The sequence below is a fragment of the Streptomyces sp. NPDC059696 genome (genome assembly GCF_042733745.1).
GTDB lineage: Bacteria > Actinomycetota > Actinomycetes > Streptomycetales > Streptomycetaceae > Streptomyces.
In genome coordinates, this window is sequence record NZ_JBHWFG010000025.1 from 36,699 (window position 1) to 58,077 (window position 21,379).

A 21,379-nucleotide genomic window follows, 5' to 3' on the forward strand; every position below is an offset into this window, starting at 1 on the left:
GTCGATGCCTCCGATCGTTGCTAGTGGCAGGCTGCCTTGACGCCTTCGAGGCCCAGGAGCTGGGCGCCGACCCACTGGAGGTCATTGGCGAGTGTGTGTCCCTTGCCCTTGCGGATGGCCTTGATCGCGCTGACGATCCGCTTGACCCCGACGCGCTTCGCCACCTTGACGATCTTCACCATCTTCGCGGCGGGCAGGAGGTTGGTGCCGATGGCGACCGCGACGGCGCCCATGCAGCCGAAGCTGGGCCAGCCGAAACGCTGCCCGCGGGGCGGCTTGCTCTTCTGCTCCTGCTCCTTCAGGTAGGCGGCGGTGGCCGCGTCCCCCTTCTCCAGCACGTCCTCGGGTATGGACAGCATGGAGGTCAGCAGGGCCTCCCACTGGGCGTCGTCACCGGCCTCGTCGGCGGTGACGGCGGCGGCCGGAGCGGTGATTCCGGCGGAGACCGGAGCGGTGGTGCGCGGGGTGGCGTCGGCCGCGTGCGCACCGGTGCTCGCGGTGAAGATCGCGCCCGCGGTGAGGGCGGACACGAGCATGGCGGTGCCGCGCGTGAAGAGGGTCCGGTCGGTCGTTCTGGTGAACATCTGTCCCCGTATGTCTCTGTGAAGCTGCGCGCACGCGCAACCTCCCGCCCTCGTGAGGCGGGAGGTGTGGGCATGCGACTTGGTGTGGTCGAGATCAACAGAAGCAGATCAAGATCGGGCAGGCTGTGACGGAAGCCACGATTCCGGCCTCTATGTCCGGTAATTGTCGGGATGTCACGCCTTGATAACCATCTGATCCCAGGCGCAGCACCGATGGAACCTTCAAAACTAAACCAGCGCTGCTACAGGGCAAGACCTGCCGGCTCGCCCTTCTCCGCCGAGCCGGCCCTGGGCAGCACCGTCTTCGCCGTCAGCCCGCGCGACTGCCACGCGTTGTCCCGCAGCTTGAACAGGGCCCAGTAGCGGGTGGGGCACAGCAGCACGATGTTCATGAACACGGCCGCCGGGGTGCCGATGAGCCAGGAGTGCCAGCGCTGGCGGGCGGTCATGTCCGGGCGCATCAGCACGTAGAGCCCGGACTGGCCGAACCGCACCACCAGGTACACGGCGAGATACACCAGGCCGAGGCCCGGGTTGTGGTATCGCCCGCCCAGCGTCAGGAGCGTCATGACGACGATCCAGGCCAGCATCACGGGGGTGATGACCAGCTGGAGCAGCCCGAACGTCGGCGAGATGAGCTGCTTGAGCGACAGCCGCGCGTACACGAACGGCAGCATCCACCACCAGGAGCGGGCCCACCGCAGCCGCTGGCGGTAGGTCTTCCTCAGGGTCGTCGGCATGTCGGTGACGACCCCGGCCTCGTTGACCGCCACGACCTCGCCGCGCATCAGAGCCCGGAGCGCCAGCCAGCGGTCGTCGCCCGTGCCGCACTCCACCTCGTAGGCGTCGAGGTGGTCGTAGAGCAACTCGGCACGGTAGAGGGCCAGCGCCCCCGAGGTGGTCTCCAGGGCACCGAGCATGGAGCGCGAGGAGCGCATCATCACGCACGAGGTGCCGATGTCGATGTCCGCCGCCCGGGAGACCCAGGTCTCCTCGAAGTTGCGGATGTAGATCATGCCGGTGGTGGCCTGGATCCGCGGATTGCTCATGGCCCGCAGCTGCTGCTCCAGGGCGTCCGGGAAGGGCTCGCCGTCGGAGTCGATGGTGAGGACGAAGTCGAATCGCCTGCCCTGCTCCTGGAGATGCCGCAGCACGGTGACCTGCGCGCCGCGCTTGCCCTTGTTCTCCTGCCGGTGCCAGAAGACCCGGGGGTGGTCGAAGGGTTCGACGGGGTGCTGACGCGAGCCGTCGTCGATGACGTGGATCTCGTCGATCGGGTGGGTCTGCGCCAGCAGCGAGCGCACCGTGCGGTGCAGGTTCTCCGTGGGCTCCTCGAACGCCGGAATGATCGCCACCGTCCGGCCCGGCGCGACGGGGAGGTGGGTGAAGGACCGGCCCTTCAGGAACGACACCAGGCACAGCACGATCACCGCCATGCCCAGCCACCAGTAGAACGTCAGGACCGGGCTCTTGGACTGGATGTGCACCACCACGGTGGCGGCGGCCAGAGCCGCCACCACCACGGCGGTCACCGCGGTGAGCCTCACCCGCGGCGTCCGGTTCCGGTACGCGCTCAAGCGGTCACTCGCTTGCCGCGGGTCGCCATGCGGAACGCGGCGACACCGCCGATCACCAGGAGCATGGCCGCCAGCACGATCCACCCGAGCGCGGTTCCGCCGGTCGCGGCCAGCGCGGCTCCGCCCGTGGCGGTCCCGATCGCGGCGCCCACACCGTTCTGTCCGTACATGTTGTGCCTCTTTCCTTTGCGGGGCTCGTCAGAGCCGTTCGATGTGGGGTGCGGCGGTCATGACGCCGCGGGTGTCCAGGACGAAGGCGGCCTCGGCGGCGAGCCGGGTGAGGTCGAACTCGGTGTGCGGGGTGAGCAGGACGACCGCGTCGAAGTCGGCGACGCACGCACCCGTCCCCGCGCCCGCCGCGGCGAAGGGGATGGCCCGGCTGCCGCCCTCGGGCAGATACGGATCGACGACGGTGACGTCCGCCCCCATCTGCCGCAGCCGGTCGGTGACTTCGACGGCGGGGGACTGGCGGGCGTCCGAGGTGCCCGGCTTGTAGGCCGCCCCCAGCGCGAGGATCCGTGCGCCGTGGACGCTTCGCCGGAAGCGGCGGCTCAGGGCGTCCTGGAGCCGGCGGACCACGTAGTCCGGCTGGCTCTCGTTGATGTCCTGGGCCAGCTCGATGAGCCGGAAGGTCTGCCCGTGTCGGGCCTTCACGTGGTGGCTGAGGTAGACCGGGTCGATGGGCAGGCAGTGTCCGCCGACCCCGGGCCCGGGCAGGAACCTGGTGAACCCGAAAGGCTTCGTCGCGGCCAGTTCCAGCGTGTGCCAGACGTCGACGCCGAGCGTGTGCGCCATCCGCGACAGCTCGTTGACCAGCGCGATGTTGACGTGCCGGTACGTGTTCTCGAACACCTTGGCCAGCTCGGCCTCTTCCAGGCCGGAGGCCGGCACGGTGACGTCGGTGACGGTGTCGTAGAAGTCCTTCACCCGCCGCAGACAGCCCTCGGTGAGCCCGGCGACGATCTTCGGCGTGTTCTCCAGCCGCCAGTCGGGGTTGCCGGGGTCGATGCGCTCAGGGCTGAACCCGACGTGGAAGTCCCGTCCGGCGACCAGGCCGGAGCCCTCCTCCAGCAGCGGGACGAGGACGTCGCGCGTGGTGCCGGGGTGGGTCGTCGACTCGAGTACGACGGTCGCGCCCGGCTCGATCCACTCGGCGAGCGCGCGGCCGGCCTCCCGTACGCAACTCAGGTCCGGCGCACGGTCCGTGAGCGGCGTGGGGACGGTGATGACGGCGACGTCGAACCCCTTGAGGTCCTGCGGGTCGGAGGTCGCGTAGTAGGCGTCCGTGCCGAGCACCGCCCGGAGCCGCTCGTCGCCGATGTCCTCGACGTACGACGATCCGGCGGCCAGTGCCGCGCAACGCGCCCGGTCGGGCTCGTAGCCGGTCACGGTGTGCCCGGCCTCGGCGGCCCGCACGGCCAGCGGCAGGCCGACATAACCCTGCCCCAGCACACATATGTGCATGTGGATTCCTCACCCCTGAAGTACGGCTGTCTGTTCCTGAAGCAGGCAGCCGTGGCGTGGTACTGCGTGAGAAGCGGCGTGGGAACGGCACCACCGCCGCGTCACCGGTCTGCCGGGCCCCCTTGCCCGACCGTGTGCAAAGCACAACCGGTGATCTTCACAAACCCCCCTCATTTGTGGACCTTCATAGTTCAACAATTATTCGCTGAGCGGAACCCCGTTTACTGATTCGAGACGTGTGAAGTGGCTAACTCGCAGCTCCGGTTGGGGTGTGACGTTCCCTCACCTGCGAGCGGGTTGCAACAGCAAGGAGCCGCGATCTTCACAATTCACGATGAGCCCGAGCTGTGCGCACTCCGCTCGGCGCATGCATCCGCGAATTTCGCGCGCCCCCGAAGTGCGCCCCGTATCGCCGTTGCGTACCACTGCTCCGCGCTCTCGCCGGTTATCCGCGGTCAGCCCAGGTGGCAGGCGGTCGAGTGCCCGCTGCCGGTCTCAGCCGCAGAGGACCTGAGCCACTGCCTTGCCGAAGTCGCCGGCTGCGAGCGCCCCCACCGGGATCGTGAAGTACAGCGCTCCGGCGTCGCCCCAGCCCCACCCGAGTCCGGGGTCCTCGGCCAGCTGGAGCAGGTGGACCGCCGGGCCGTCGGCGTCCCGGGACGTCACCGGCAGGGTGTGGGCGGTGTCGGGCCAGCCGAAGGCGCAGTGGCTGCCGGCGGTGTTGCCGTCGAGGTCCGCCCACTCGGTGAGGAACAGGGACGGCGCTCCCCAGTGCTCGTCCCGGTCGTAGTCCAGATCGCGGTCCTCGACGTCCCAGCAGTCCGGGAGCATGGCCACCTCGACCGCGTGGACGGGCGTCGCCGGGTAACTCCGCGCGGGGCCGGGCGCGGTCACCGGGACGGCCCGCTCCGGGTCGGCGGGAACGACGCGCCACGCCCCGGGGTGGTACACGTCCAGCGTGCGGTACTCCTCGTACGGCAGGTCCGGATCCAGGTAGAAGAAGTTCAGCAGACCGGGCCGCACGGGCAGTTCGGGACCCAGCCAGGGTGCCAGGGCGTCCGTGTCCAGAACGGCGTGCAGGGACAGCGGGACACCGCTCAGTTCGGGCCAGGGGGTGCCCGGTTCGAGGAGTGCGGCACCGCCGAGCCGGCACCGGCCTGTCACCCCGGCCCCGCCCGTCACGTGGACCAGCCGAAAACCGCGACGCGCCAAGGCGGCGAACTGCCGGCCGGCCCTCTCGCCGAGCCGCCGGATGCAGACGTCGTGGAGGCTGCCGTGATCGTCGAACTGCATGGAAGGATCCTGCCAACGACCCGACCGGCCCGTCACCCCGCCCCCTCGACCCTTCAACCGGCCCCCCGCACGCCCTCCGTCTCACGTCGGCCGCCTCGCCCCTGCCCCCTCCCCTCCCAGGGAGCTCTCCCGCACATCGGGGTCGCCGGGCTCCGGATCGAGGAGGGTGGTGGTCCGGGCCAGGCCCGCGTACTCCGGTATCAGCGTCCGCAGGTCTCTCGCGAGCAGCTCGGGGCTGTCTTCGGGCATCGTGCTTCTCAAAGTGCTCGGACATGGACGGATGGCAGCGGCACGTTGACGCTTGCCACCGACAGCGGGGGAGGCGGACGCCTCTTTTCCTTACTCCGGCGCGAACTCGTACTGCAGCTCGTAGAGATGTCCGGCCTTCACCATGGAGGTCGCTTCGATCGGGCGGCCGTCGGCGGCGTAGACGACCCGGAGCGTGCACAGGACCGGCAGGCTGCCGGGAAGACGCAGGGCCTCGAACTGTTCCTGTGTGGGTACGCGGGCCGAGACCCGGTCCACACAGTGGTGGGGCGTGTAGCCCAGTTGTCGGAGCAGGGTCGCGGTGCCGCCCTTGATGCGGCGCCGCTCCATCAATGGCGTACTCCGGGCGACGACCAAGGGGTAGTAGGACCGCACGAGTTCTGCCGGCTCATCGTCGATCAGCAGCAACTGGCTGCGCAGTACGGCCGTGTCGTCGTCTCTGAGACCGAGAGCGGCGCTGATGTCCGTGGGCGCTCTCGTCTCCGTCACGTCGAGGAGCGTGATGCGGGCGTCCCTGCCGTGCTTGGCGGCCTCGGCCAGCCAGGGGTAGGGCTCGTCGTCCGCTGCCGGTGTGAGAGACGTGTCAGGACGTATCGTCCGCTGCCGGTGCTCGCGTACGGTCACCGCTGCACCTGCACGCCCCACCACCAGGCGCTCGTCCTTGAGGAGTTGCAGCGCCTTCTGGATCGTGGCGTTCGAGGCGTCGAAACGGGCCCTGAGCTGCGCGGTGGAGGGAAGGTTCGCACTCGGCGGAAGTGCGCCGGTCATGATGTCGTCGCGCAGGTCGGCCGCGATCCGTTCGTGCAGTGAGCGGCGGTCGTGGGCTTCCGGTTCTGCCTTGGGCACGGTCATCCGATTCTGATCTCGTAGCGCAACTGCTGGCGCCGGGCGGGCATCACCATACGGTCCACCTGAATCGGCCGGTCGTCGTGACTCAGGGTGAGCCTGGTCAGGCGCAGGACGGGGTCCGTCTCGGTGAGCCGCAGGGCCTCTTGCTCGTCTTCATCCGGCAGACCGGCGGTCACGTCCTCCCTGACGAGGGCGCCGACATGCCCCAACTCGGCGAGCAGGGTGACGGCTCCGCCCCGGATCTTCGCCGTTCCGGCAAGAGGGGTACCTCGGGCCATGGGGGCGGGGTAGTAGGTGTCGGTCAGTTCGTTCGGCTCGTCGTCGAGGAGGATCAGGCGGCGTCGTACGACGACCGGTTCTCCATCCTGGAGCCCGAGCAGCTGCGCGACTTCGGCCGGAGCGGGCACCTCTCCGGCATGGACGATGCGCTGGGAGCCACGCCTGCCCCGGGCGGCCGCGCCCGCGGTCCAGGCGTCGCTCTGACCCTGCTCACGGGGCGTCAGATACGGCATCGACGTACTGATCCATCTGCTCGCGCTCACGATGTCCTCCCACAAGTGACGCTCCCCTCGACCTTGCCGCTTTACACGGTAAGCGACTTGGTGACCAGAGGTTCAGGATGAACTCAGCTGTTCAATCTTGCCGCCTTTAGCGAATAGCGATAATGGGCGCGCCATGACCGAGCTCCTGCGCCGTCTCGTAGCCTGGGTGGGCCTTTCATGCCGGCTCCGCCCTGCGCACCGCCCCGCCTTATGTGATCCCCTCCCCGCAACCGGTGCTTCCTCTCCGCGATTCGACCCTCTCCCCGCCCACCGCAGCCCGTACTGCGCGGACATCGTCATCGACGGCACCTCCACCGTCGCCGTGCGCCCTTACCTCGTCGCCCACGAACAGCAACAGTGGTGCCAACAGGGCGACACCACATCGGCATGGCTGCCGGGCGCAGGCCTGTATCCGGCCGCCGGTACCGAGGCAGCTTGATGCACACCGACCCGCGTCGTACCCTCCGACTCCTGCCCTGGAGCGGTCCCGAGGCCAAGGCCTGCTTCCTGATCACGGACGACGGCGGCGGACGTGTGTCCCGCCTGGCCGACATCGCCGAAGCGACCAAGCTCGACATGGGAGCTCAACTCCTCGCCCACGCCGACGACCTGCTCCCCGACGCCACCGAGGCGCAACTCCGCTTCCTCGCCGAGCGTCTCACCGAGGCCTTGCGGGACATCCTCCGTATCGCCGAGAGCCGGGATCAGGCACCTGGTGTCGGGCCCTCGGACTGGTTTTCACCATGAGGCCCGCCGATCAGACGTCTTCGTCCCCCGAGTGCACGCTCGCCGCCCGCCCTGGCTACCAGGACCTCCACACCCACTGCCGTCAGACCCGCGACCTGCCCCTCCCCTTCGCCCTTGGCATCCTGCTCCAGCCGCGCTGCGGCTGCCCGTGCCACCCCTATGGCAGCAGTCGTAGAACGCCGACGCCCCCCGCCCGATGACTCGGACAGGGGGCGCAGGAAAGAACAGTTGAGGCCGCCTACTTCACCGGCTCCGGCTCCGGCGCGCTCGCGGAGTCCGCCGTACCGGCCGGCGGCTCGCCGTCGTCGTCCGAGTCCTCGTCGGCGCTCTCCGCCGGGACCGGCGTCTTCACCGAGTCCAGGAGCAGCTGGGCCACGTCCACCACCTGGATGGACTCCTTCGCCTTGCCGTCGTTCTTCTTGCCGTTGACCGAGTCGGTCAGCATGACGAGGCAGAAGGGGCAGGCCGTCGAGACGATGTCGGGGTTGAGGGAGAGGGCCTCGTCGACGCGCTCGTTGTTGATGCGCTTGCCGATCCGCTCCTCCATCCACATCCGCGCACCACCGGCACCGCAGCAGAAGCCGCGCTCCTTGTGGCGGTGCATCTCCTCGTTGCGGACACCGGGGACGGCGGCGATGATCTCGCGCGGCGGCGTGTAGATCTTGTTGTGGCGGCCCAGGTAGCACGGGTCGTGGTACGTGATGATGCCCTCGACCGGCGTGACCGGGATCAGCTTGCCCTCGTCCACGAGGTGCTGGAGCAGCTGCGTGTGGTGGATGACCTCGTAGTCGCCGCCGAGCTGCGGGTACTCGTTGCCGATCGTGTTGAGGCAGTGCGGGCAGGTCGCGACGATCTTCTTGGCGGACTTGGGCTTCGCCGACTCGGCGACGACCTTGCCCTCCTCGTCCATCTCCTCGCCGAACGCCATGTTCAGCGCCATGACGTTCTCCATGCCGAGCTCCTGGAACAGGGGCTCGTTGCCCAGACGCCGGGCGGAGTCACCGGTGCACTTCTCGTCGCCGCCCATGATCGCGAACTTGACGCCCGCGATGTGCAGCAGCTCCGCGAAGGCCTTGGTGGTCTTCTTGGCGCGGTCCTCCAGGGCGCCGGCGCAGCCGACCCAGTAGAGGTACTCGACCTCGGACAGGTCCTCGATGTCCTTGCCGACGACCGGGACCTCGAAGTCGACCTCCTTGAGCCACTCCAGGCGCTGCTTCTTCGCCAGGCCCCAGGGGTTGCCCTTCTTCTCCAGGTTCTTGAGCATCGTGCCCGCCTCGGACGGGAACGACGACTCGATCATCACCTGGTAGCGGCGCATGTCGACGATGTGGTCGACGTGCTCGATGTCGACCGGGCACTGCTCGACGCAGGCGCCGCAGGTGGTGCAGGACCACAGGACGTCCGGGTCGATGACGCCGTTCTCCTCCAGCGTGCCGACCAGCGGCCGCTCGGCCTCGGCCAGCGCCGCCGCGGGCACCGAGGCGAGCTGCTCCTCGGACGCCTTCTCCTCGCCCTCCATGGTCTTGCCGCCGCCGGCCAGCAGGTACGGCGCCTTGGCGTGCGCGTGGTCCCGCAGCGACATGATCAGCAGCTTGGGGGAGAGGGGCTTGCCCGTGTTCCAGGCGGGGCACTGCGACTGGCAGCGGCCGCACTCGGTGCAGGTGGAGAAGTCCAGCAGGCCCTTCCAGGAGTACTGCTCGACCTGGGAGACGCCGAAGACGTCGTCGTCGCCCGGGTCGGTGAAGTCGATCGGCTTGCCGCCCGACGTCATCGGCTGGAGCGCGCCCAGTGCGGTGCCGCCGTTCGCCTCGCGCTTGAACCAGATGTTCGGGAAGGCGAGGAAACGGTGCCAGGCGACACCCATGTTGGTGTTGAGCGACACCACGATCATCCAGACGAACGAGGTGCCGATCTTGATCATGGCGACGAAGTAGACGAGGTTCTGCAGCGCGGAGACGCTCAGGCCCTTGAACGCGAGCACCAGCGGGTACGACGCGAAGTACGACGCCTCGTAGTGGTCGACGTGGTGGAGCGCGCCCTCCAGGCCCCGCAGCACGTAGATCGCCAGGCCGATGGTGAGGATGACGTACTCGACGAAGTACGCCTGGCCCGCCTTGGAGCCGGCGAAGCGGGACTTGCGGCCCGGGCGGCTCGGCAGGTTCAGCAGGCGGATCGCGATGAGCACCGCGATGCCCAGGACCGTCATCACACCGATGAACTCGATGTACATCTCGAACGGCAGGAACTCACCGATGACCGGCAGCACCCAGTCGGCCTGGAACAGCTGGCCGAAGGCCTGGGCGAGGGTCGGCGGCAGCGTCAGGAAGCCGACGGCGACGAACCAGTGGGCGACACCGACGATGCCCCACCGGTTCATGCGCGTATGGCCGAGGAACTCCTTCACCAGGGTCACGCTGCGCTGGTAGGGGTTGTCCGTCCGGGTTCCGGCCGGGACCGGCTGGCCCAGCTTGAAGTACCGGACGAACTGGCCGATCGCGCGTGCGAGCAGCGCGACGCCGATCACGGTCAGTACCAGCGACACGATGATCGCGGCGAGTTGCATGGGGGCTCCTCGGGCCTGCGAGGGGTTTCGTCGGGGTGACCTGTCGTTGTGCAGGTCTACCCGAAATTACTAAGCGGTAACTTATGCAGTCCGTCTGAGACTACCCCTATCTTCCGCCGCACTGTAGCCGGGTGGGCAGTGATCTGAATCGCTGAGGGTTGCCTCAGGAGGGGACCGGATCCGGCCGCGCCCCGTGCGATCCACCCGTGTTATTCATACCGAAATGTCATAGTCCCGCCTACCTTATATTCGTGCTCTACGGGATCACCGCCGCCGCGACCGCTCTCCTTCTGACCGCCCTGCTCGCCGCCATCCTGCGGACCCCCGCGCTACGGCTGCGACTGGTCGAGCGGCGGCGGCAGCGGGACGTACCGCTGTCCGGGGGTGTGGCCGTCGTGCTCGTCACCGGCCTGGTCGTCGTGGCCGGTGAGTGGCTGGGGTCCGCGCCGCCCGGCGACGGGACGCACGGGGTGCTCGTCGCCGCGGGCGCCGTCGCCCTGCTCGGGCTCGCCGGTGACGTCTGGCGGTTGCGGCGGAGGGTGCTGGCCGCCGGTACGGGTGTGGCGGCCGCGTGTGTCGTGCCGTTCGCGGAGACGGGGATCGGGACCGGACTGCTGGCCGTCGGGTGGGTCGTGGCGGTGGTGGCCGGGTTCCGGGGGCTCGATCACGCCGACGGGCTGGTGGGCACGGTCGGGGTCGTCACCGCCTTCGGGGTGGCGGCCTGCGCGGCCGTCGAGGTGATGGACGCGGTCGCGGGGCTGGTGAGCGTGCTGGCCGCCGCGCTGACCGGCCTCCTCCTGCACAACTGGCATCCCGCGCGCGTGGCGCTGGGCGGCTGCGGGTCGATGGCCGCCGGGTTCGTGATCGCCGTGGGGGCCGTGTACGCCCGGGCCGGGTCCGGGGTCGTGGCGAGCGCCGGGGTCCTGTTCGGGCTGACCGCCGTGGTGGCCGCCGACGCCGTCCTGGTGCTCGTGACGCGCAAGTCGGCCGGGCGGGGGCTCGGGCGCGGCGGGCCCGACCATCTCGCGCACCGGCTGCGGCGGCTCGGGGTGACCGCGCCCGGGGCGTCTCTGCTGCTGGGGGCCGGGGCGTTGTCGGGGGTGCTCGTCGGGGTACTCGCGCATGCCGGCCGGATCGGGGCCGGTGCCCTGTGGTGGGTGGCGGGAGGGGCCCTCGTGGTCGTGCTCTCCCTCTTCCGTGTTCCTGCATACGGCCCCCGACGCAGCGTATCCACGCAGGTCAGCGCGCCGTTGCGTGTAAGGAGCGGATAAGAGTTGAGCCTGCCCGGCTCAGGTCTGTTGACCGGTGGGGAGCCGTCGTGCACACTTGAGTCCGTTCCACTCAAGTCAGCTGGAGGAATCAACCATGGCACGTGCGGTCGGCATCGACCTGGGCACGACTAACTCCGTCGTCAGCGTTCTGGAGGGCGGCGAGCCCACCGTCATCACCAACGCCGAGGGCGCCAGGACCACGCCGTCCGTCGTCGCCTTCGCCAAGAACGGTGAGGTGCTCGTCGGAGAGGTGGCCAAGCGCCAGGCGGTCACGAACGTGGACCGGACCATCCGCTCCGTGAAGCGTCACATGGGCACCGACTGGAAGATCGAGCTCGACGGGAAGCCCTTCAACCCGCAGCAGATCAGCGCCTTCGTGCTCCAGAAGCTGAAGCGGGACGCCGAGGCCTACCTGGGCGAGAAGGTGACCGACGCGGTCATCACCGTCCCGGCGTACTTCAACGACTCCGAGCGCCAGGCCACGAAGGAGGCCGGCGAGATCGCCGGTCTGAACGTGCTGCGCATCGTCAACGAGCCCACCGCGGCCGCCCTGGCGTACGGCCTCGACAAGGACGACCAGACCATCCTGGTCTTCGACCTCGGTGGCGGTACGTTCGACGTCTCGCTGCTGGAGATCGGCGACGGTGTCGTCGAGGTCAAGGCCACCAACGGTGACAACCACCTCGGTGGTGACGACTGGGACCAGCGCATCGTCGACTACCTGGTCCAGCAGTTCCAGTCCGGCCACGGCGTGGACCTGGGCAAGGACAAGATGGCCCTGCAGCGTCTGCGCGAGGCCGCCGAGAAGGCGAAGATCGAGCTGTCCTCGTCCACCGAGACCTCGATCAACCTGCCCTACATCACCGCCTCCGCCGAGGGCCCCCTGCACCTCGACGAGAAGCTCACCCGCGCCCAGTTCCAGCAGCTGACCGCGGACCTCCTGGAGCGCTGCAAGACGCCGTTCCACAACGTCATCAAGGACGCCGGCATCTCCATCAGCGAGATCGACCACGTCGTCCTGGTCGGCGGCTCGACCCGTATGCCCGCCGTCGCCGAGCTCGTCAAGGAGCTGACCGGCGGCAAGGACGCCAACAAGGGCGTCAACCCGGACGAGGTCGTCGCCATCGGCGCCGCCCTGCAGGCCGGTGTCCTCAAGGGCGAGGTCAAGGACGTCCTGCTCCTCGACGTCACCCCGCTGTCCCTCGGCATCGAGACCAAGGGCGGCATCATGACCAAGCTCATCGAGCGCAACACCACGATCCCGACCAAGCGGTCCGAGATCTTCACCACGGCCGAGGACAACCAGCCGTCCGTGCAGATCCAGGTCTACCAGGGCGAGCGCGAGATCGCGGCGTACAACAAGAAGCTCGGGATGTTCGAGCTGACCGGTCTGCCGCCGGCGCCCCGCGGCGTCCCGCAGATCGAGGTCTCCTTCGACATCGACGCCAACGGCATCATGCACGTGACCGCGAAGGACCTGGGCACGGGCAAGGAGCAGAAGATGACCGTCACCGGCGGCTCCTCGCTGCCGAAGGACGAGGTCGACCGCATGCGCCAGGAGGCCGAGCAGTACGCGGAGGAGGACCACAAGCGCCGCGAGGCCGCCGAGTCCCGCAACCAGGGCGAGCAGCTCGTCTACCAGACCGAGAAGTTCCTCAAGGACAACGAGGACAAGGTCCCGGGCGAGATCAAGACCGAGGTCGAGGAAGCCGTCGCCGAGCTGAAGGAAAAGCTCAAGGGCGAGGACTCCGCCGAGATCCGCACCGCCACCGAGAAGGTCGCGGCCGTCTCGCAGAAGCTCGGCCAGGCCATGTACGCGGACGCGGGCGCCGCCCAGGCGGCCGGTGGTCCCGCCGGTGACGCCGGTGCCGCCGGTGGTGCCAAGGCCGCTGACGACGACGTCGTCGACGCCGAGATCGTCGACGAGGACCGGAAGGACGGTGCCGCGTGACGGAGGAGACCCCGGGCTTCGACGAGCAGCAGCCCGACGTCCCTTCCGGCGCCACCTCCGACGACGCCGAGCCGAAGGCCGCCTCCCCCTCCGCGGAGGAGGAGGGGGCGGCCCCGGCCGGGGACACGGGCCAGGACGTGGCTCTGGTGGCCCAGCTGGACCAGGCCCGTTCGGCGCTCACCGAGCGCACAGCGGACCTCCAGCGCCTCCAGGCCGAGTTCCAGAACTACCGCCGCCGGGTCGAGCGCGACCGGATCGCGGTCAAGGAGATCGCCATCGCGAACCTCCTGACCGAGCTCCTGCCCGTGCTCGACGACATCGGCCGCGCACGTGAACACGGCGAACTGGTGGGCGGCTTCAAGTCCGTTGCCGAGTCGCTGGAGAGCACCGCGGCGAAGATGGGCCTGCAGCAGTTCGGCAAGGAGGGCGAGCCCTTCGACCCGACGATCCACGAAGCCCTGATGCACAGCTACGCACCGGACGTCACCGAGACGACGTGCGTGGCGATTCTGCAGCCCGGGTACCGGATCGGCGAGCGGACCATCCGCCCCGCCCGCGTGGCGGTGGCCGAACCCCAGCCGGGGGCGCAGACGGTCAAGGCGGAGGAGTCCGCCGACGCCGACGACAAGGAGAGCGGTGGCCCGGACGAGGGCTGACGTCACAGACGAAGGGAAGGAGGGGCGTCGAGGATGAGCACCAAGGACTTCATCGAGAAGGACTACTACAAGGTCCTCGGCGTCCCCAAGGACGCCACCGAGGCCGAGATCAAGAAGGCGTACCGGAAGCTCGCCCGCGAGAACCACCCGGACGCCAACAAGGGAAACGTCAAGGCGGAGGAGCGCTTCAAGGAGATCTCCGAGGCCAACGACGTCCTCGGCGACCCCAAGAAGCGCAAGGAGTACGACGACGCGCGCGCCCTCTTCGGCAACGGCGGCTTCCGCCCGGGGCCGGGCGGCGCGGGCGGCTCCTTCAACTTCGACCTGGGCGACCTCTTCGGAGGCGGAGCCCAGGGCGGCCAGGGAGCCGGCGGCTTCGGCGGCGGGCTCGGTGACGTTTTCGGGGGCCTGTTCAACCGCGGTAGCGCGGGCGGTCCGGGGACGCGTACGCACCCCCGGCGCGGCCAGGACATCGAGTCCGAGGTCACGCTCAGCTTCACCGAGGCGATCGAGGGCGCGACCGTCCCGCTGCGGATGTCCTCGCAGTCGCCCTGCAAGGCCTGTTCGGGCACCGGCGACAAGAACGGCACGCCGCGCGTGTGCCCGACCTGCGTCGGCACCGGGCAGGTCGCCCGGGGCAGCGGCGGCGGCTTCTCCCTGACCGACCCCTGCCCGGACTGCAAGGGCCGCGGCCTGATCGCGGAGAACGCCTGCGAGGTCTGCAAGGGCAGCGGCCGGGCCAAGTCCTCGCGGACCATGCAGGTGCGCATCCCCGCGGGCGTCAACGACGGCCAGCGGATCCGGCTGCGCGGCAAGGGAGCACCGGGCGAGCGCGGCGGGCCGGCGGGTGACCTCTACGTGGTCGTGCACGTCGACCCCCACGCGGTGTTCGGCCGCAAGGAGGACAACCTCACGGTCACCGTCCCGGTGACCTTCGCCGAGGCGGCCCTCGGCGGTGAGGTGCGGGTGCCCACCCTGGGCGGCCCGCCCGTCACCCTGAAGCTGCCGCCCGGCACGCCCAACGGGCGCACCATGCGCGCCCGGGGCAAGGGCGCGGTCCGCAAGGACGGCACCCGCGGCGACCTCCTGGTCACCGTGGAGGTGAGTGTTCCGAAGGACCTGTCGGGGAAGGCTCGTGACGCGCTCGAGGCGTACCGCGAGGCGACCGCGGACGAGGATCCGCGGGCGGATCTGTTCCAGGCCGCGAAGGGAGCATGAGGCACATGGACGGGCGGCGGCGCAATCCGTACGAACTGACCGAGGAGACCCCGGTCTACGTCATCTCGGTCGCGGCACAGCTGTCCGGCCTGCACCCGCAGACGCTGCGCCAGTACGACCGCCTGGGTCTGGTCTCCCCCGACCGCACCCCCGGCCGGGGCCGCCGCTACTCGGCCCGCGACATCGAACTGCTCCGTACGGTGCAGCAGTTGTCGCAGGACGAGGGCATCAACCTGGCTGGAATCAAGCGCATCATCGAACTGGAGAACCAGGTCGCCGCGCTGCAGGCCCGGGTCGCCGAGATGCAGGACGCGCTCGACGGCGCGGCCGCGGCCATGCGGCAGCGTGAGGCGGCGGTGCACGCGTCGTACCGCCGTGACCTGGTGCCGTACCAGGAGGTCCAGCAGACCAGTGCGCTGGTGGTGTGGCGGCCGAAGCGGCAGCAGCAGTCCGACTGACCCCGCGCACCTCGTGACAGTGTGTGAAAGGGGCCGGGAGTCAACTCCCGGCCCCTTTTGCAGGTCTTGACCCGATTTCGCCGGGTCTCCTGTCCATGGCTGACCGGTGCAGAGCACTTGAAGACGGTTCCGCACCGTCTTCACAACCGCTGCGGAGCGTGCTGTTGCCATCTCGTTAAGTGGTTCCGCTTGACGCTGAGGGGCGCCTCCAAGTTGGCTTTTCAGTCACATGGGCCGTAAAGCTGCGCCCACGTCCGAATCACACGCGAAGTGAGCTCCCCCATGCGTCGTCGTATCTCCATATCCGTGGCCGCGGCCGCGATGTCCGTCACGCTCGCCGGCTGCGGCGTGCTCAACGCGACGGGGAGCAGTGACGACGCGAGCCCGGCCAAGGGCAACGACATCACCGTGGGGCTGCTGCTGCCCGAGACGGCGAACACGCGGTACGAGAACTTCGACTACCCGATCATCAAGACGAAGGTCGAGTCGCTCACCAACGACAAGGGCCGCGTCGAGTACGCCAACGCCGAGGCGAGCGCGGACAAGCAGGCGAGCCAGTTGCAGAAGATGATCGACGACCGGGTCGACGTGATCCTGCTGGACGCGGTCGACTCCAAGGCCATCGCGAGCGGCGTGGAGAAGGCGAAGGAGGCCGGCATCCCGGTCATCGCCTACGACCGGCTGGCCGAGGGCCCGATCGACGCGTACATCTCCTTCGACAACGAGCTGGTCGGCGAGGTCCAGGGACGCACCCTGCTGGAGGCCCTCGGCGAGGACGCCGGTCTCTCCGACAAGATCGTCATGATGAACGGTTCGCCGACGGACCCGAACGCCAAGCAGTTCAAGGCGGGCGCCATGTCCGAGCTGAACGGCAAGGTGACGATCGCCGACTCCTTCGACACCAAGGACTGGAAGCCGGAGAACGCCCAGGCCAACATGGCCCGCGCGATCCAGAAGATCGGCAAGGGCAACATCGCGGCGGTCTATTCCGCCAACGACGGCATGGCCGGCGGCATCGTCAAGGCGCTGCAGGCCGCGGGGGTCACCGAGATGCCGCCGATCACGGGCCAGGACGCGGAGCTGGCCGCGGTGCAGCGGATCATCGCCGGTCAGCAGTACATGAGCGTGTACAAGTCCTACCCGCGGGAGGCGGAGAACGCCGCGGAGATGGCCGTCGCCAAGGTGCAGGGCCGCGACATCCAGTTCGCCGCGCTCGCCCGCGACAAGGTCGACAGCCCCACGGACAAGGGCATCCCGGCGCAGCTCGTGCCGGTGGTCGCGCTCACCAAGGAGAACATCAAGGACACGGTCGTCGCGGACGACATCTACAAGCTGTCCGACATCTGCACGGCCGACTACAAGGCGGCGTGCCGCGCCATCGGCCTGAAGTAACCACACCACCAGCCGAGTTCACCACCCCCGGTCCCCGCCGCCCCTGCCCTCCAGAGCGAGGGGGCGGGCGAACAGGCCCGCGAACAGGCCCGCGAACAGGCCTGCGACCAGGCCCGCGTTCGGTCGGGCCGAGCTCGGAGATACCGGTGCGTACCGGTGGTTTCCGGGGGTCGTCGGCCGGGGAGCCGTGTTGCGGAGCACGTCCGGTCCGCGCATAGTTGCGCTGCGGAAGACGGCGAACCGGGGGTGGGATGGGCGATGGCCGGGCACGGGGCGGATGAGCATCCCCACGGTGCCGACCGGCTGTGCGACGCCGGGGATCGCGTGTATTCCCGGGCCGTACGGCGCGGCCGGGTGCCGCGCCGGGACGCGGAGCCGGTGCCCTGCCTGCTGGAACTCGCCCTGCTGCACCCCGACCCCGACGACATGGACTGGCTGGTGCCGACCTCCCCGCAGGAGGTCATGACCCGGCTGCTGCGCGGGATGTACGACGAGGTCAGCGCGAGCCAGCGGCGGATGGGCTCGGCCGTCGCGGCCGTCGAGTGGTACGCCGGACTGGGCAGCCTGGTGCGCCCGGCCGAGTCGGCCGCGTCGGCGGCGGAGGGCCCGGCCATCCGGGTCCTGGACGGACTCGCCCGGATCCAGGCGGCGATGGACGAGGCGACCCAGGCGTGCACGGCCGAGGTGCTCACGGTCCAGCCGGGCGGCATCCGCCGCGAGGCGGAACTGTCCGAGGGGCTGCACCGGGCGATGTCCCTGCGCGGGCGCGGGGTGCGGATGCGGGACCTGTACACCCATGTCGCCCGGCACGGGCAGGGGTTGCTGACGTATCTGGAGCTGATGGGCGACGCGGTGGAGGCGCGCACGCTGGACGAGGTGATCGACCGGCTCATCCTCTTCGACCGGACGGTGGCGTTCATCCCCGCCAACACCGACCGCACGATGGCCCTGGAGCTACGGCACCCGGCGATCGTCGAATACCTCGTCACGGTCTTCGAACGGCTGTGGCGCCTCGCCATCCCCCTCACGGCCCCGCTCCCCGACACCGGCATCGAGGGCATCTCCCACCGTGAGCAGTCGATCGCGGCGCTGCTGGCGGAGGGGCATCAGGACGCCGTCATCGCGGAGCGGCTGGGCATAAGCGTCCGGACGTGCCGGGCGCACATCGCGCGCCTGTCGGAGACGCTGGGGGCCGCCAGCCGCACGCAGCTGGGCGTCCGCATCGCCCAGGCGGGCCTCGACGGCCCGCCCCCCTCGGCGGCCGCCCCGTCCCTCAGCGTCCCCGATCAAGGATCCCGGACCGCCCGATGAGATACCCCAGCTGCGCCCTGCTCTGACTGCCCAGCGTCGTGGCGAGCTTGGCGATGTGCACGCGCGCGGTGCGGATGTTCATCCCCAGCCGTTCGGCGATGACGGCATCGGTGTGCCCTTCGACGAGGAGCGCGGCTATCGCGTGCTGGCGGGGGGTGATGCCGTCGTGGGAGGGCTGGGGGGTGGTGGCCCGCGGGTGCATGGGGGTGGCGAGCCGCCACAGCCGGTCGAACGTGGTGACCAGGTGGTCCACGAGGGCCGGGTGCCGGATCTCCAGGGCGAGTGTGCCGTCCTTGTCGGCCGGTACGAAGGCCACGGCACGGTCGATGGCGATGAGCCGGTCGGGCACTTCGTCCAGGGAACGCACCTCGATGTCGCCCTTCAGCCGTTCGCAGCGGGCGACGATGGTGGGGAAGTGGCGCAGCGTGTGCGGGTAGAGGGTGCGGATCCGGCAGCCGCGGTCCAGCGCGGCCTGGTCGCGGCCGAGCGAGGCGGCGTCGGCGGCCTCACCGCGTGCCCCGGTCAGTCCGGTGCGGGGCTGCACGGTGACCAGTTCCTCACAGGCGTCCGCCACGGCTTCGGTGATGGCCCGGTTGATCTGCTCCGTTCCGGTGAGCAGCCGGATCACGGGAGTCCCGTTCGCAGTGGGCTCTTGACCGGCGATCCGCATGAGGGAGCCGAACGTCTCGGCCAGCCGTGCCTCGCGCCGCCGTTCGTTCGCGATGCGCTCCCCGGAGCCGCGCAGCAGCCGGTGCAGTGCGACGACCGGGGCGACGGGCTCCAGCCGGGCGGGGTCGTCGAGGGCGGGCTGCAACAGGCCCAGGTCGACGAGGCACGGTGCCGAGTCGGCTTCGGCGGCCGACAACGTCCCCTCACGCACCGCCCGTTCGTACAGGTCCGCGCCCGCGGAGCACAGGTCCTCCGTGCCGTGCTCCGGGTGCGGCGTGCTCACTGGGCCGCACCCGCGCGTTCCAGGATGCCGGACTGCGCGATGAGGTACCCGAGTTGGGCACGGCTTCCGCTGCCCAGCGCGTGCGCGAGCTTGGCGATGTGGGCCCGGCAGGTACGGACGTTCATGCCGAGGCGGCGGGCGATGGCCTCGTCCACGTGACCCTCCACCAGAAGCTTGGCGATGGAGTGCTGGATCTCCGTGATGCCGTCGGGGGCGGTTTCGTACGGGGCGCCGGCGGTCAGCGGGACCGCTCGGTCCCACATGAATTCGAACACCTTGATCAGGTAGCTGACGAGACCCGGATGACGGAGTTCCAGCGCGATCTTCTGGTCGTCGCGCGTGGGGATGAACGCGACCGTCTCATCGCAGACGATGAGCCTCTCCACCAGCCCGTCGATGGTCCGGTGTTCCACCTTGCCGTCGGAGAACTGGCTCGCGTAGGCGAGTCTTTCGGGGTTGTGGCGCGCGGTGTGGGGATACAGCGTCCGTATGCGCACACCACGTTCGATCAGCGGGCGGTCGCGTTCCAGCCCTTGGATCAGGCTGCGTTCGGGCCGGTGACCGCTCGGCTGGATCGTGAGCATCTCGGTCTGGCACTGGGCCGTGGCCAGGTTGAGCGCCGCGTTGATGCGCTCGCTGCCCTCCAGCACCGTGATGGAGTCACTGGACGTCGTGATCTGCGCGCTGAGCGCCATGAAAGGGGCGAAGGTGTCGGACAGTTCGATCGACACCCGCCTGCGCTCGGTGATCTCGTTCTCGATCGGATTGAGCCGCTGGGCAAGTGCCACCGCCGGGGGGACGGGGCGCAGCCAGTCCGGGTCGTCCGGGTCCGGGTGGAGAAGGGCGAACTCGATGAGACAGGGAGCCGCTTCCACGTCCGCTCGCGGAACGCGCCCCGCACGCAGGGCGTTCGCGTAAAGTCGGCCACCTTCCTCGCACATCTCGGTCACCACATGGGGATGTGTCACCTTGGTCCGATTCGTTGTCAAATCTCCACCCCCCAGGGTCCTGAACATGCAGGAACATGATGCATCGATTCTGTGGCCATGACGTGCCCGAATGAGCCATCGTCGTATTCGACGGGGGAAGAGGGGACCTTCAAGTGAGGACGAAGCCGACTATGCGTAACAGAATGCTTCGCTTGGGGCTTGTCGCCGCCTTCTCTGCCGTCGTGGCCTTCGGAACCGTGAGTGGCCTGTCGGGCGCGAGCGGTGATGACCGGGCGGACAGTGTCTGGCCGGCGGCTGCCAAGAGTCATGTTCTGGCCGACAGTGTCTGGCCGGCGGCGGCCCAGTCCGTGGTGGCCACCGCAGGCGGAGCCGGGAGCCGGTCGTGACCACTCCACCCGACGATCGCTCCTTCCGCCGTGAAATGGCCACCGCCTACCGCTCCGGCTGGCACTTCATCGACCTGGTCACCGCCATCCCCCACAGTGGTGACTCGTTGATGGTGACGGTTTTCGGCGAACCGGTGGTCGTCACGCGGGACGACGACGAGGACGTACGGGCTTACCGGTGTCTGCGGCGGCCTCGGGGGGCGCCGCAGCCTGTACGGTGCGCCGTACGGTACGGAATGATCTTTGTGAACCTGGACCAACGGGACCACCAGCAGGTGGAGGCCGACTCCCCTGCCCCGAGGACCATCTCTGCCACCCCCCGCAGTGCCTGACGCGATTCCCCCGTCGTAAAAGATCGCTCAGGTGCTTCCCCCCGCAGCGGCGTCACCGTGACCTGAACACGGTGACGCCGCTGCAGTTTTCCGGGATATTTCCGGGTATCGACACCGTCCCGCAGTGGCCGGATCCCGTCGATCATCGGTGTGGATGTTCACTTCCCTCAACCCCGGCCCATCGCCCGCGTCAGCCGGATCTCGATCACCACGCGTGCGGGATTGGGCGACGGCGTCCGGCCGTAGCGCTCCGCGTACCGCCGCTCCGCCTCGGCCACCCGGTCCCGCTCCTCGTGGACGAAGGCCCGGCCCTCCAGCGTCGCCCAGCGGCGGCCCTCCAGCTGGCAGACGGCGACGGCCGCCCCCTGCTCCCCGGCGGCCCGCACGTACCGCACCTTCGCGCTGCCCCGGTTGGTGATCACCCGAGCCAGACGGGCCTCGGGATCGTATGTGACCCCGACGGGTACCAGGTGCGGAGTGCCGTCCGGGCGGGGAGTCGTCAGGGTGCACAGGTGCCGCTCCCGCCAGAAGCCGAGAAACGACGGGTCCGGAGCGCCGGGGTCCACGGAGTACTTGGTCGCCATGCCCGGAACTTAGACCCCCGAGCCTCCGCGAA

The 21,379-nt window shown here is 69.4% G+C and carries 21 protein-coding genes; 9 read left to right on the plus strand and 12 right to left on the minus strand.

Annotated elements, in window-relative coordinates; translation table 11 throughout:
- Positions 1–20 precede the first annotated feature (20 nt).
- From ACFV20_RS25360 to ACFV20_RS25395, 8 genes are all read right to left on the minus strand, one after another.
- On the minus strand, positions 21–584 hold the full coding sequence (locus tag ACFV20_RS25360; protein WP_385659984.1) for a hypothetical protein: 564 nt from the start codon (positions 582–584) through the stop codon (positions 21–23).
- 242 nt (positions 585–826) lie between these two features.
- Positions 827–2,116, minus strand: a complete 1,290-nt coding sequence (locus tag ACFV20_RS25365) for a glycosyltransferase (protein ID WP_385659986.1) — start codon at positions 2,114–2,116, stop codon at positions 827–829.
- A gap of 41 nt (positions 2,117–2,157) precedes the next feature.
- Complete coding sequence (locus tag ACFV20_RS25370; protein WP_361297021.1) at positions 2,158–2,331, minus strand: hypothetical protein; 174 nt, start codon at positions 2,329–2,331, stop codon at positions 2,158–2,160.
- 28 nt (positions 2,332–2,359) lie between these two features.
- Positions 2,360–3,625, minus strand: a complete 1,266-nt coding sequence (locus tag ACFV20_RS25375) for a nucleotide sugar dehydrogenase (RefSeq protein WP_385659988.1) — start codon at positions 3,623–3,625, stop codon at positions 2,360–2,362.
- A 495-nt stretch (positions 3,626–4,120) separates the two neighbouring features.
- A complete protein-coding gene (locus tag ACFV20_RS25380; RefSeq protein ID WP_385659989.1) occupies positions 4,121–4,918 on the minus strand; it encodes a DUF1963 domain-containing protein in 798 nt (265 codons plus the stop codon).
- 81 nt (positions 4,919–4,999) lie between these two features.
- Entirely contained in the window at positions 5,000–5,167 is a 168-nt protein-coding gene (locus ACFV20_RS25385; RefSeq protein ID WP_385659991.1) for a hypothetical protein, read from the minus strand.
- A 90-nt stretch (positions 5,168–5,257) separates the two neighbouring features.
- Entirely contained in the window at positions 5,258–6,037 is a 780-nt protein-coding gene (locus ACFV20_RS25390; RefSeq protein WP_385659993.1) for a GntR family transcriptional regulator, read from the minus strand.
- Positions 6,034–6,576 carry a GntR family transcriptional regulator gene (locus tag ACFV20_RS25395; protein ID WP_385659995.1) on the minus strand — a complete coding sequence of 181 codons (543 nt, stop codon included), beginning with the start codon at positions 6,574–6,576 and terminating at the stop codon, positions 6,034–6,036. Before ACFV20_RS25395 ends, ACFV20_RS25390 begins: the two co-directional genes overlap by 4 nt.
- Before the next feature lie 438 nt (positions 6,577–7,014).
- On the opposite strand from ACFV20_RS25395, the gene ACFV20_RS25400 reads away from it, so the two are divergent.
- Complete coding sequence (locus ACFV20_RS25400; RefSeq protein WP_385660112.1) at positions 7,015–7,323, plus strand: hypothetical protein; 309 nt, start codon at positions 7,015–7,017, stop codon at positions 7,321–7,323.
- Positions 7,324–7,561: 238 nt separating this feature from the next.
- Here ACFV20_RS25400 and ACFV20_RS25405 read toward each other — a convergent pair whose 3' ends face one another.
- The gene (locus ACFV20_RS25405; protein WP_385659996.1) at positions 7,562–9,886 is read right to left on the minus strand and encodes a (Fe-S)-binding protein; all 2,325 of its coding nucleotides are present in this window, start codon (positions 9,884–9,886) and stop codon (positions 7,562–7,564) included.
- A 251-nt stretch (positions 9,887–10,137) separates the two neighbouring features.
- Here ACFV20_RS25405 and ACFV20_RS25410 point away from each other — a divergent pair, with 251 nt between their 5' ends.
- The 7 genes from ACFV20_RS25410 (at position 10,138) to ACFV20_RS25440 (ending at position 18,143) form a co-directional block, all read left to right on the plus strand.
- On the plus strand, positions 10,138–11,157 hold the full coding sequence (locus tag ACFV20_RS25410) for an undecaprenyl/decaprenyl-phosphate alpha-N-acetylglucosaminyl 1-phosphate transferase (protein WP_385659998.1): 1,020 nt from the start codon (positions 10,138–10,140) through the stop codon (positions 11,155–11,157).
- Positions 11,158–11,251: 94 nt separating this feature from the next.
- Positions 11,252–13,108 carry a molecular chaperone DnaK gene (gene dnaK / locus ACFV20_RS25415; protein ID WP_385660000.1) on the plus strand — a complete coding sequence of 619 codons (1,857 nt, stop codon included), beginning with the start codon at positions 11,252–11,254 and terminating at the stop codon, positions 13,106–13,108.
- Complete coding sequence (gene grpE, locus ACFV20_RS25420; RefSeq protein WP_385660001.1) at positions 13,105–13,764, plus strand: nucleotide exchange factor GrpE; 660 nt, start codon at positions 13,105–13,107, stop codon at positions 13,762–13,764. Before dnaK ends, grpE begins: the two co-directional genes overlap by 4 nt.
- Before the next feature lie 33 nt (positions 13,765–13,797).
- The gene (gene dnaJ / locus ACFV20_RS25425) at positions 13,798–14,982 is read left to right on the plus strand and encodes a molecular chaperone DnaJ (protein ID WP_385660003.1); all 1,185 of its coding nucleotides are present in this window, start codon (positions 13,798–13,800) and stop codon (positions 14,980–14,982) included.
- Between the two features lie 5 nt (positions 14,983–14,987).
- Entirely contained in the window at positions 14,988–15,440 is a 453-nt protein-coding gene (locus ACFV20_RS25430) for a heat shock protein transcriptional repressor HspR (protein WP_142166878.1), read from the plus strand.
- Between the two features lie 282 nt (positions 15,441–15,722).
- Positions 15,723–16,832: a substrate-binding domain-containing protein gene (locus tag ACFV20_RS25435; RefSeq protein ID WP_385660005.1), complete on the plus strand. Its 1,110-nt coding sequence runs from the start codon at positions 15,723–15,725 to the stop codon at positions 16,830–16,832.
- Positions 16,833–17,090: 258 nt separating this feature from the next.
- Complete coding sequence (locus tag ACFV20_RS25440; RefSeq protein WP_385660006.1) at positions 17,091–18,143, plus strand: LuxR C-terminal-related transcriptional regulator; 1,053 nt, start codon at positions 17,091–17,093, stop codon at positions 18,141–18,143.
- Here ACFV20_RS25440 and ACFV20_RS25445 read toward each other — a convergent pair.
- Positions 18,106–19,095 (minus strand): helix-turn-helix transcriptional regulator, encoded by a 990-nt coding sequence (locus tag ACFV20_RS25445; RefSeq protein ID WP_385660008.1) that lies wholly within the window; start codon positions 19,093–19,095, stop codon positions 18,106–18,108. The two genes, ACFV20_RS25440 and ACFV20_RS25445, sit on opposite strands and share 38 nt — an antisense overlap.
- A complete protein-coding gene (locus ACFV20_RS25450; protein ID WP_385660010.1) occupies positions 19,092–20,111 on the minus strand; it encodes a helix-turn-helix transcriptional regulator in 1,020 nt (339 codons plus the stop codon). The genes ACFV20_RS25445 and ACFV20_RS25450 overlap by 4 nt, the downstream gene beginning before the upstream one ends.
- A 316-nt stretch (positions 20,112–20,427) precedes the next feature.
- Between ACFV20_RS25450 and ACFV20_RS25455 the strand changes: the two genes are divergently transcribed.
- Positions 20,428–20,763: a hypothetical protein gene (locus tag ACFV20_RS25455; protein ID WP_030846386.1), complete on the plus strand. Its 336-nt coding sequence runs from the start codon at positions 20,428–20,430 to the stop codon at positions 20,761–20,763.
- Between the two features lie 167 nt (positions 20,764–20,930).
- Here the strand turns inward: ACFV20_RS25455 and ACFV20_RS25460 are convergent, their stop codons facing one another.
- Entirely contained in the window at positions 20,931–21,347 is a 417-nt protein-coding gene (locus ACFV20_RS25460; protein ID WP_385660012.1) for a pyridoxamine 5'-phosphate oxidase family protein, read from the minus strand.
- Positions 21,348–21,379 lie beyond the last annotated feature (32 nt).

Excerpts from the sequence above, each read along its gene's own strand:
- ACFV20_RS25360 (WP_385659984.1), bottom strand. The coding sequence starts at position 584 with ATGTTCACCAGAACGACCGACCGGACCCTCTTCACGCGCGGCACCGCC.
- ACFV20_RS25370 (WP_361297021.1), bottom strand. The coding sequence starts at position 2,331 with ATGTACGGACAGAACGGTGTGGGCGCCGCGATCGGGACCGCCACGGGC.
- ACFV20_RS25375 (WP_385659988.1), bottom strand. The coding sequence starts at position 3,625 with ATGCACATATGTGTGCTGGGGCAGGGTTATGTCGGCCTGCCGCTGGCC.
- ACFV20_RS25380 (WP_385659989.1), bottom strand. The coding sequence starts at position 4,918 with ATGCAGTTCGACGATCACGGCAGCCTCCACGACGTCTGCATCCGGCGG.
- ACFV20_RS25385 (WP_385659991.1), bottom strand. The coding sequence starts at position 5,167 with ATGCCCGAAGACAGCCCCGAGCTGCTCGCGAGAGACCTGCGGACGCTG.
- ACFV20_RS25390 (WP_385659993.1), bottom strand. The coding sequence starts at position 6,037 with ATGACCGTGCCCAAGGCAGAACCGGAAGCCCACGACCGCCGCTCACTG.
- ACFV20_RS25400 (WP_385660112.1), top strand. The coding sequence starts at position 7,015 with ATGCACACCGACCCGCGTCGTACCCTCCGACTCCTGCCCTGGAGCGGT.
- ACFV20_RS25405 (WP_385659996.1), bottom strand. The coding sequence starts at position 9,886 with ATGCAACTCGCCGCGATCATCGTGTCGCTGGTACTGACCGTGATCGGC.
- dnaK (WP_385660000.1), top strand. The coding sequence starts at position 11,252 with ATGGCACGTGCGGTCGGCATCGACCTGGGCACGACTAACTCCGTCGTC.
- dnaJ (WP_385660003.1), top strand. The coding sequence starts at position 13,798 with ATGAGCACCAAGGACTTCATCGAGAAGGACTACTACAAGGTCCTCGGC.
- ACFV20_RS25430 (WP_142166878.1), top strand. The coding sequence starts at position 14,988 with ATGGACGGGCGGCGGCGCAATCCGTACGAACTGACCGAGGAGACCCCG.
- ACFV20_RS25435 (WP_385660005.1), top strand. The coding sequence starts at position 15,723 with ATGCGTCGTCGTATCTCCATATCCGTGGCCGCGGCCGCGATGTCCGTC.
- ACFV20_RS25440 (WP_385660006.1), top strand. The coding sequence starts at position 17,091 with ATGGCCGGGCACGGGGCGGATGAGCATCCCCACGGTGCCGACCGGCTG.
- ACFV20_RS25450 (WP_385660010.1), bottom strand. The coding sequence starts at position 20,111 with ATGTTCAGGACCCTGGGGGGTGGAGATTTGACAACGAATCGGACCAAG.
- ACFV20_RS25460 (WP_385660012.1), bottom strand. The coding sequence starts at position 21,347 with ATGGCGACCAAGTACTCCGTGGACCCCGGCGCTCCGGACCCGTCGTTT.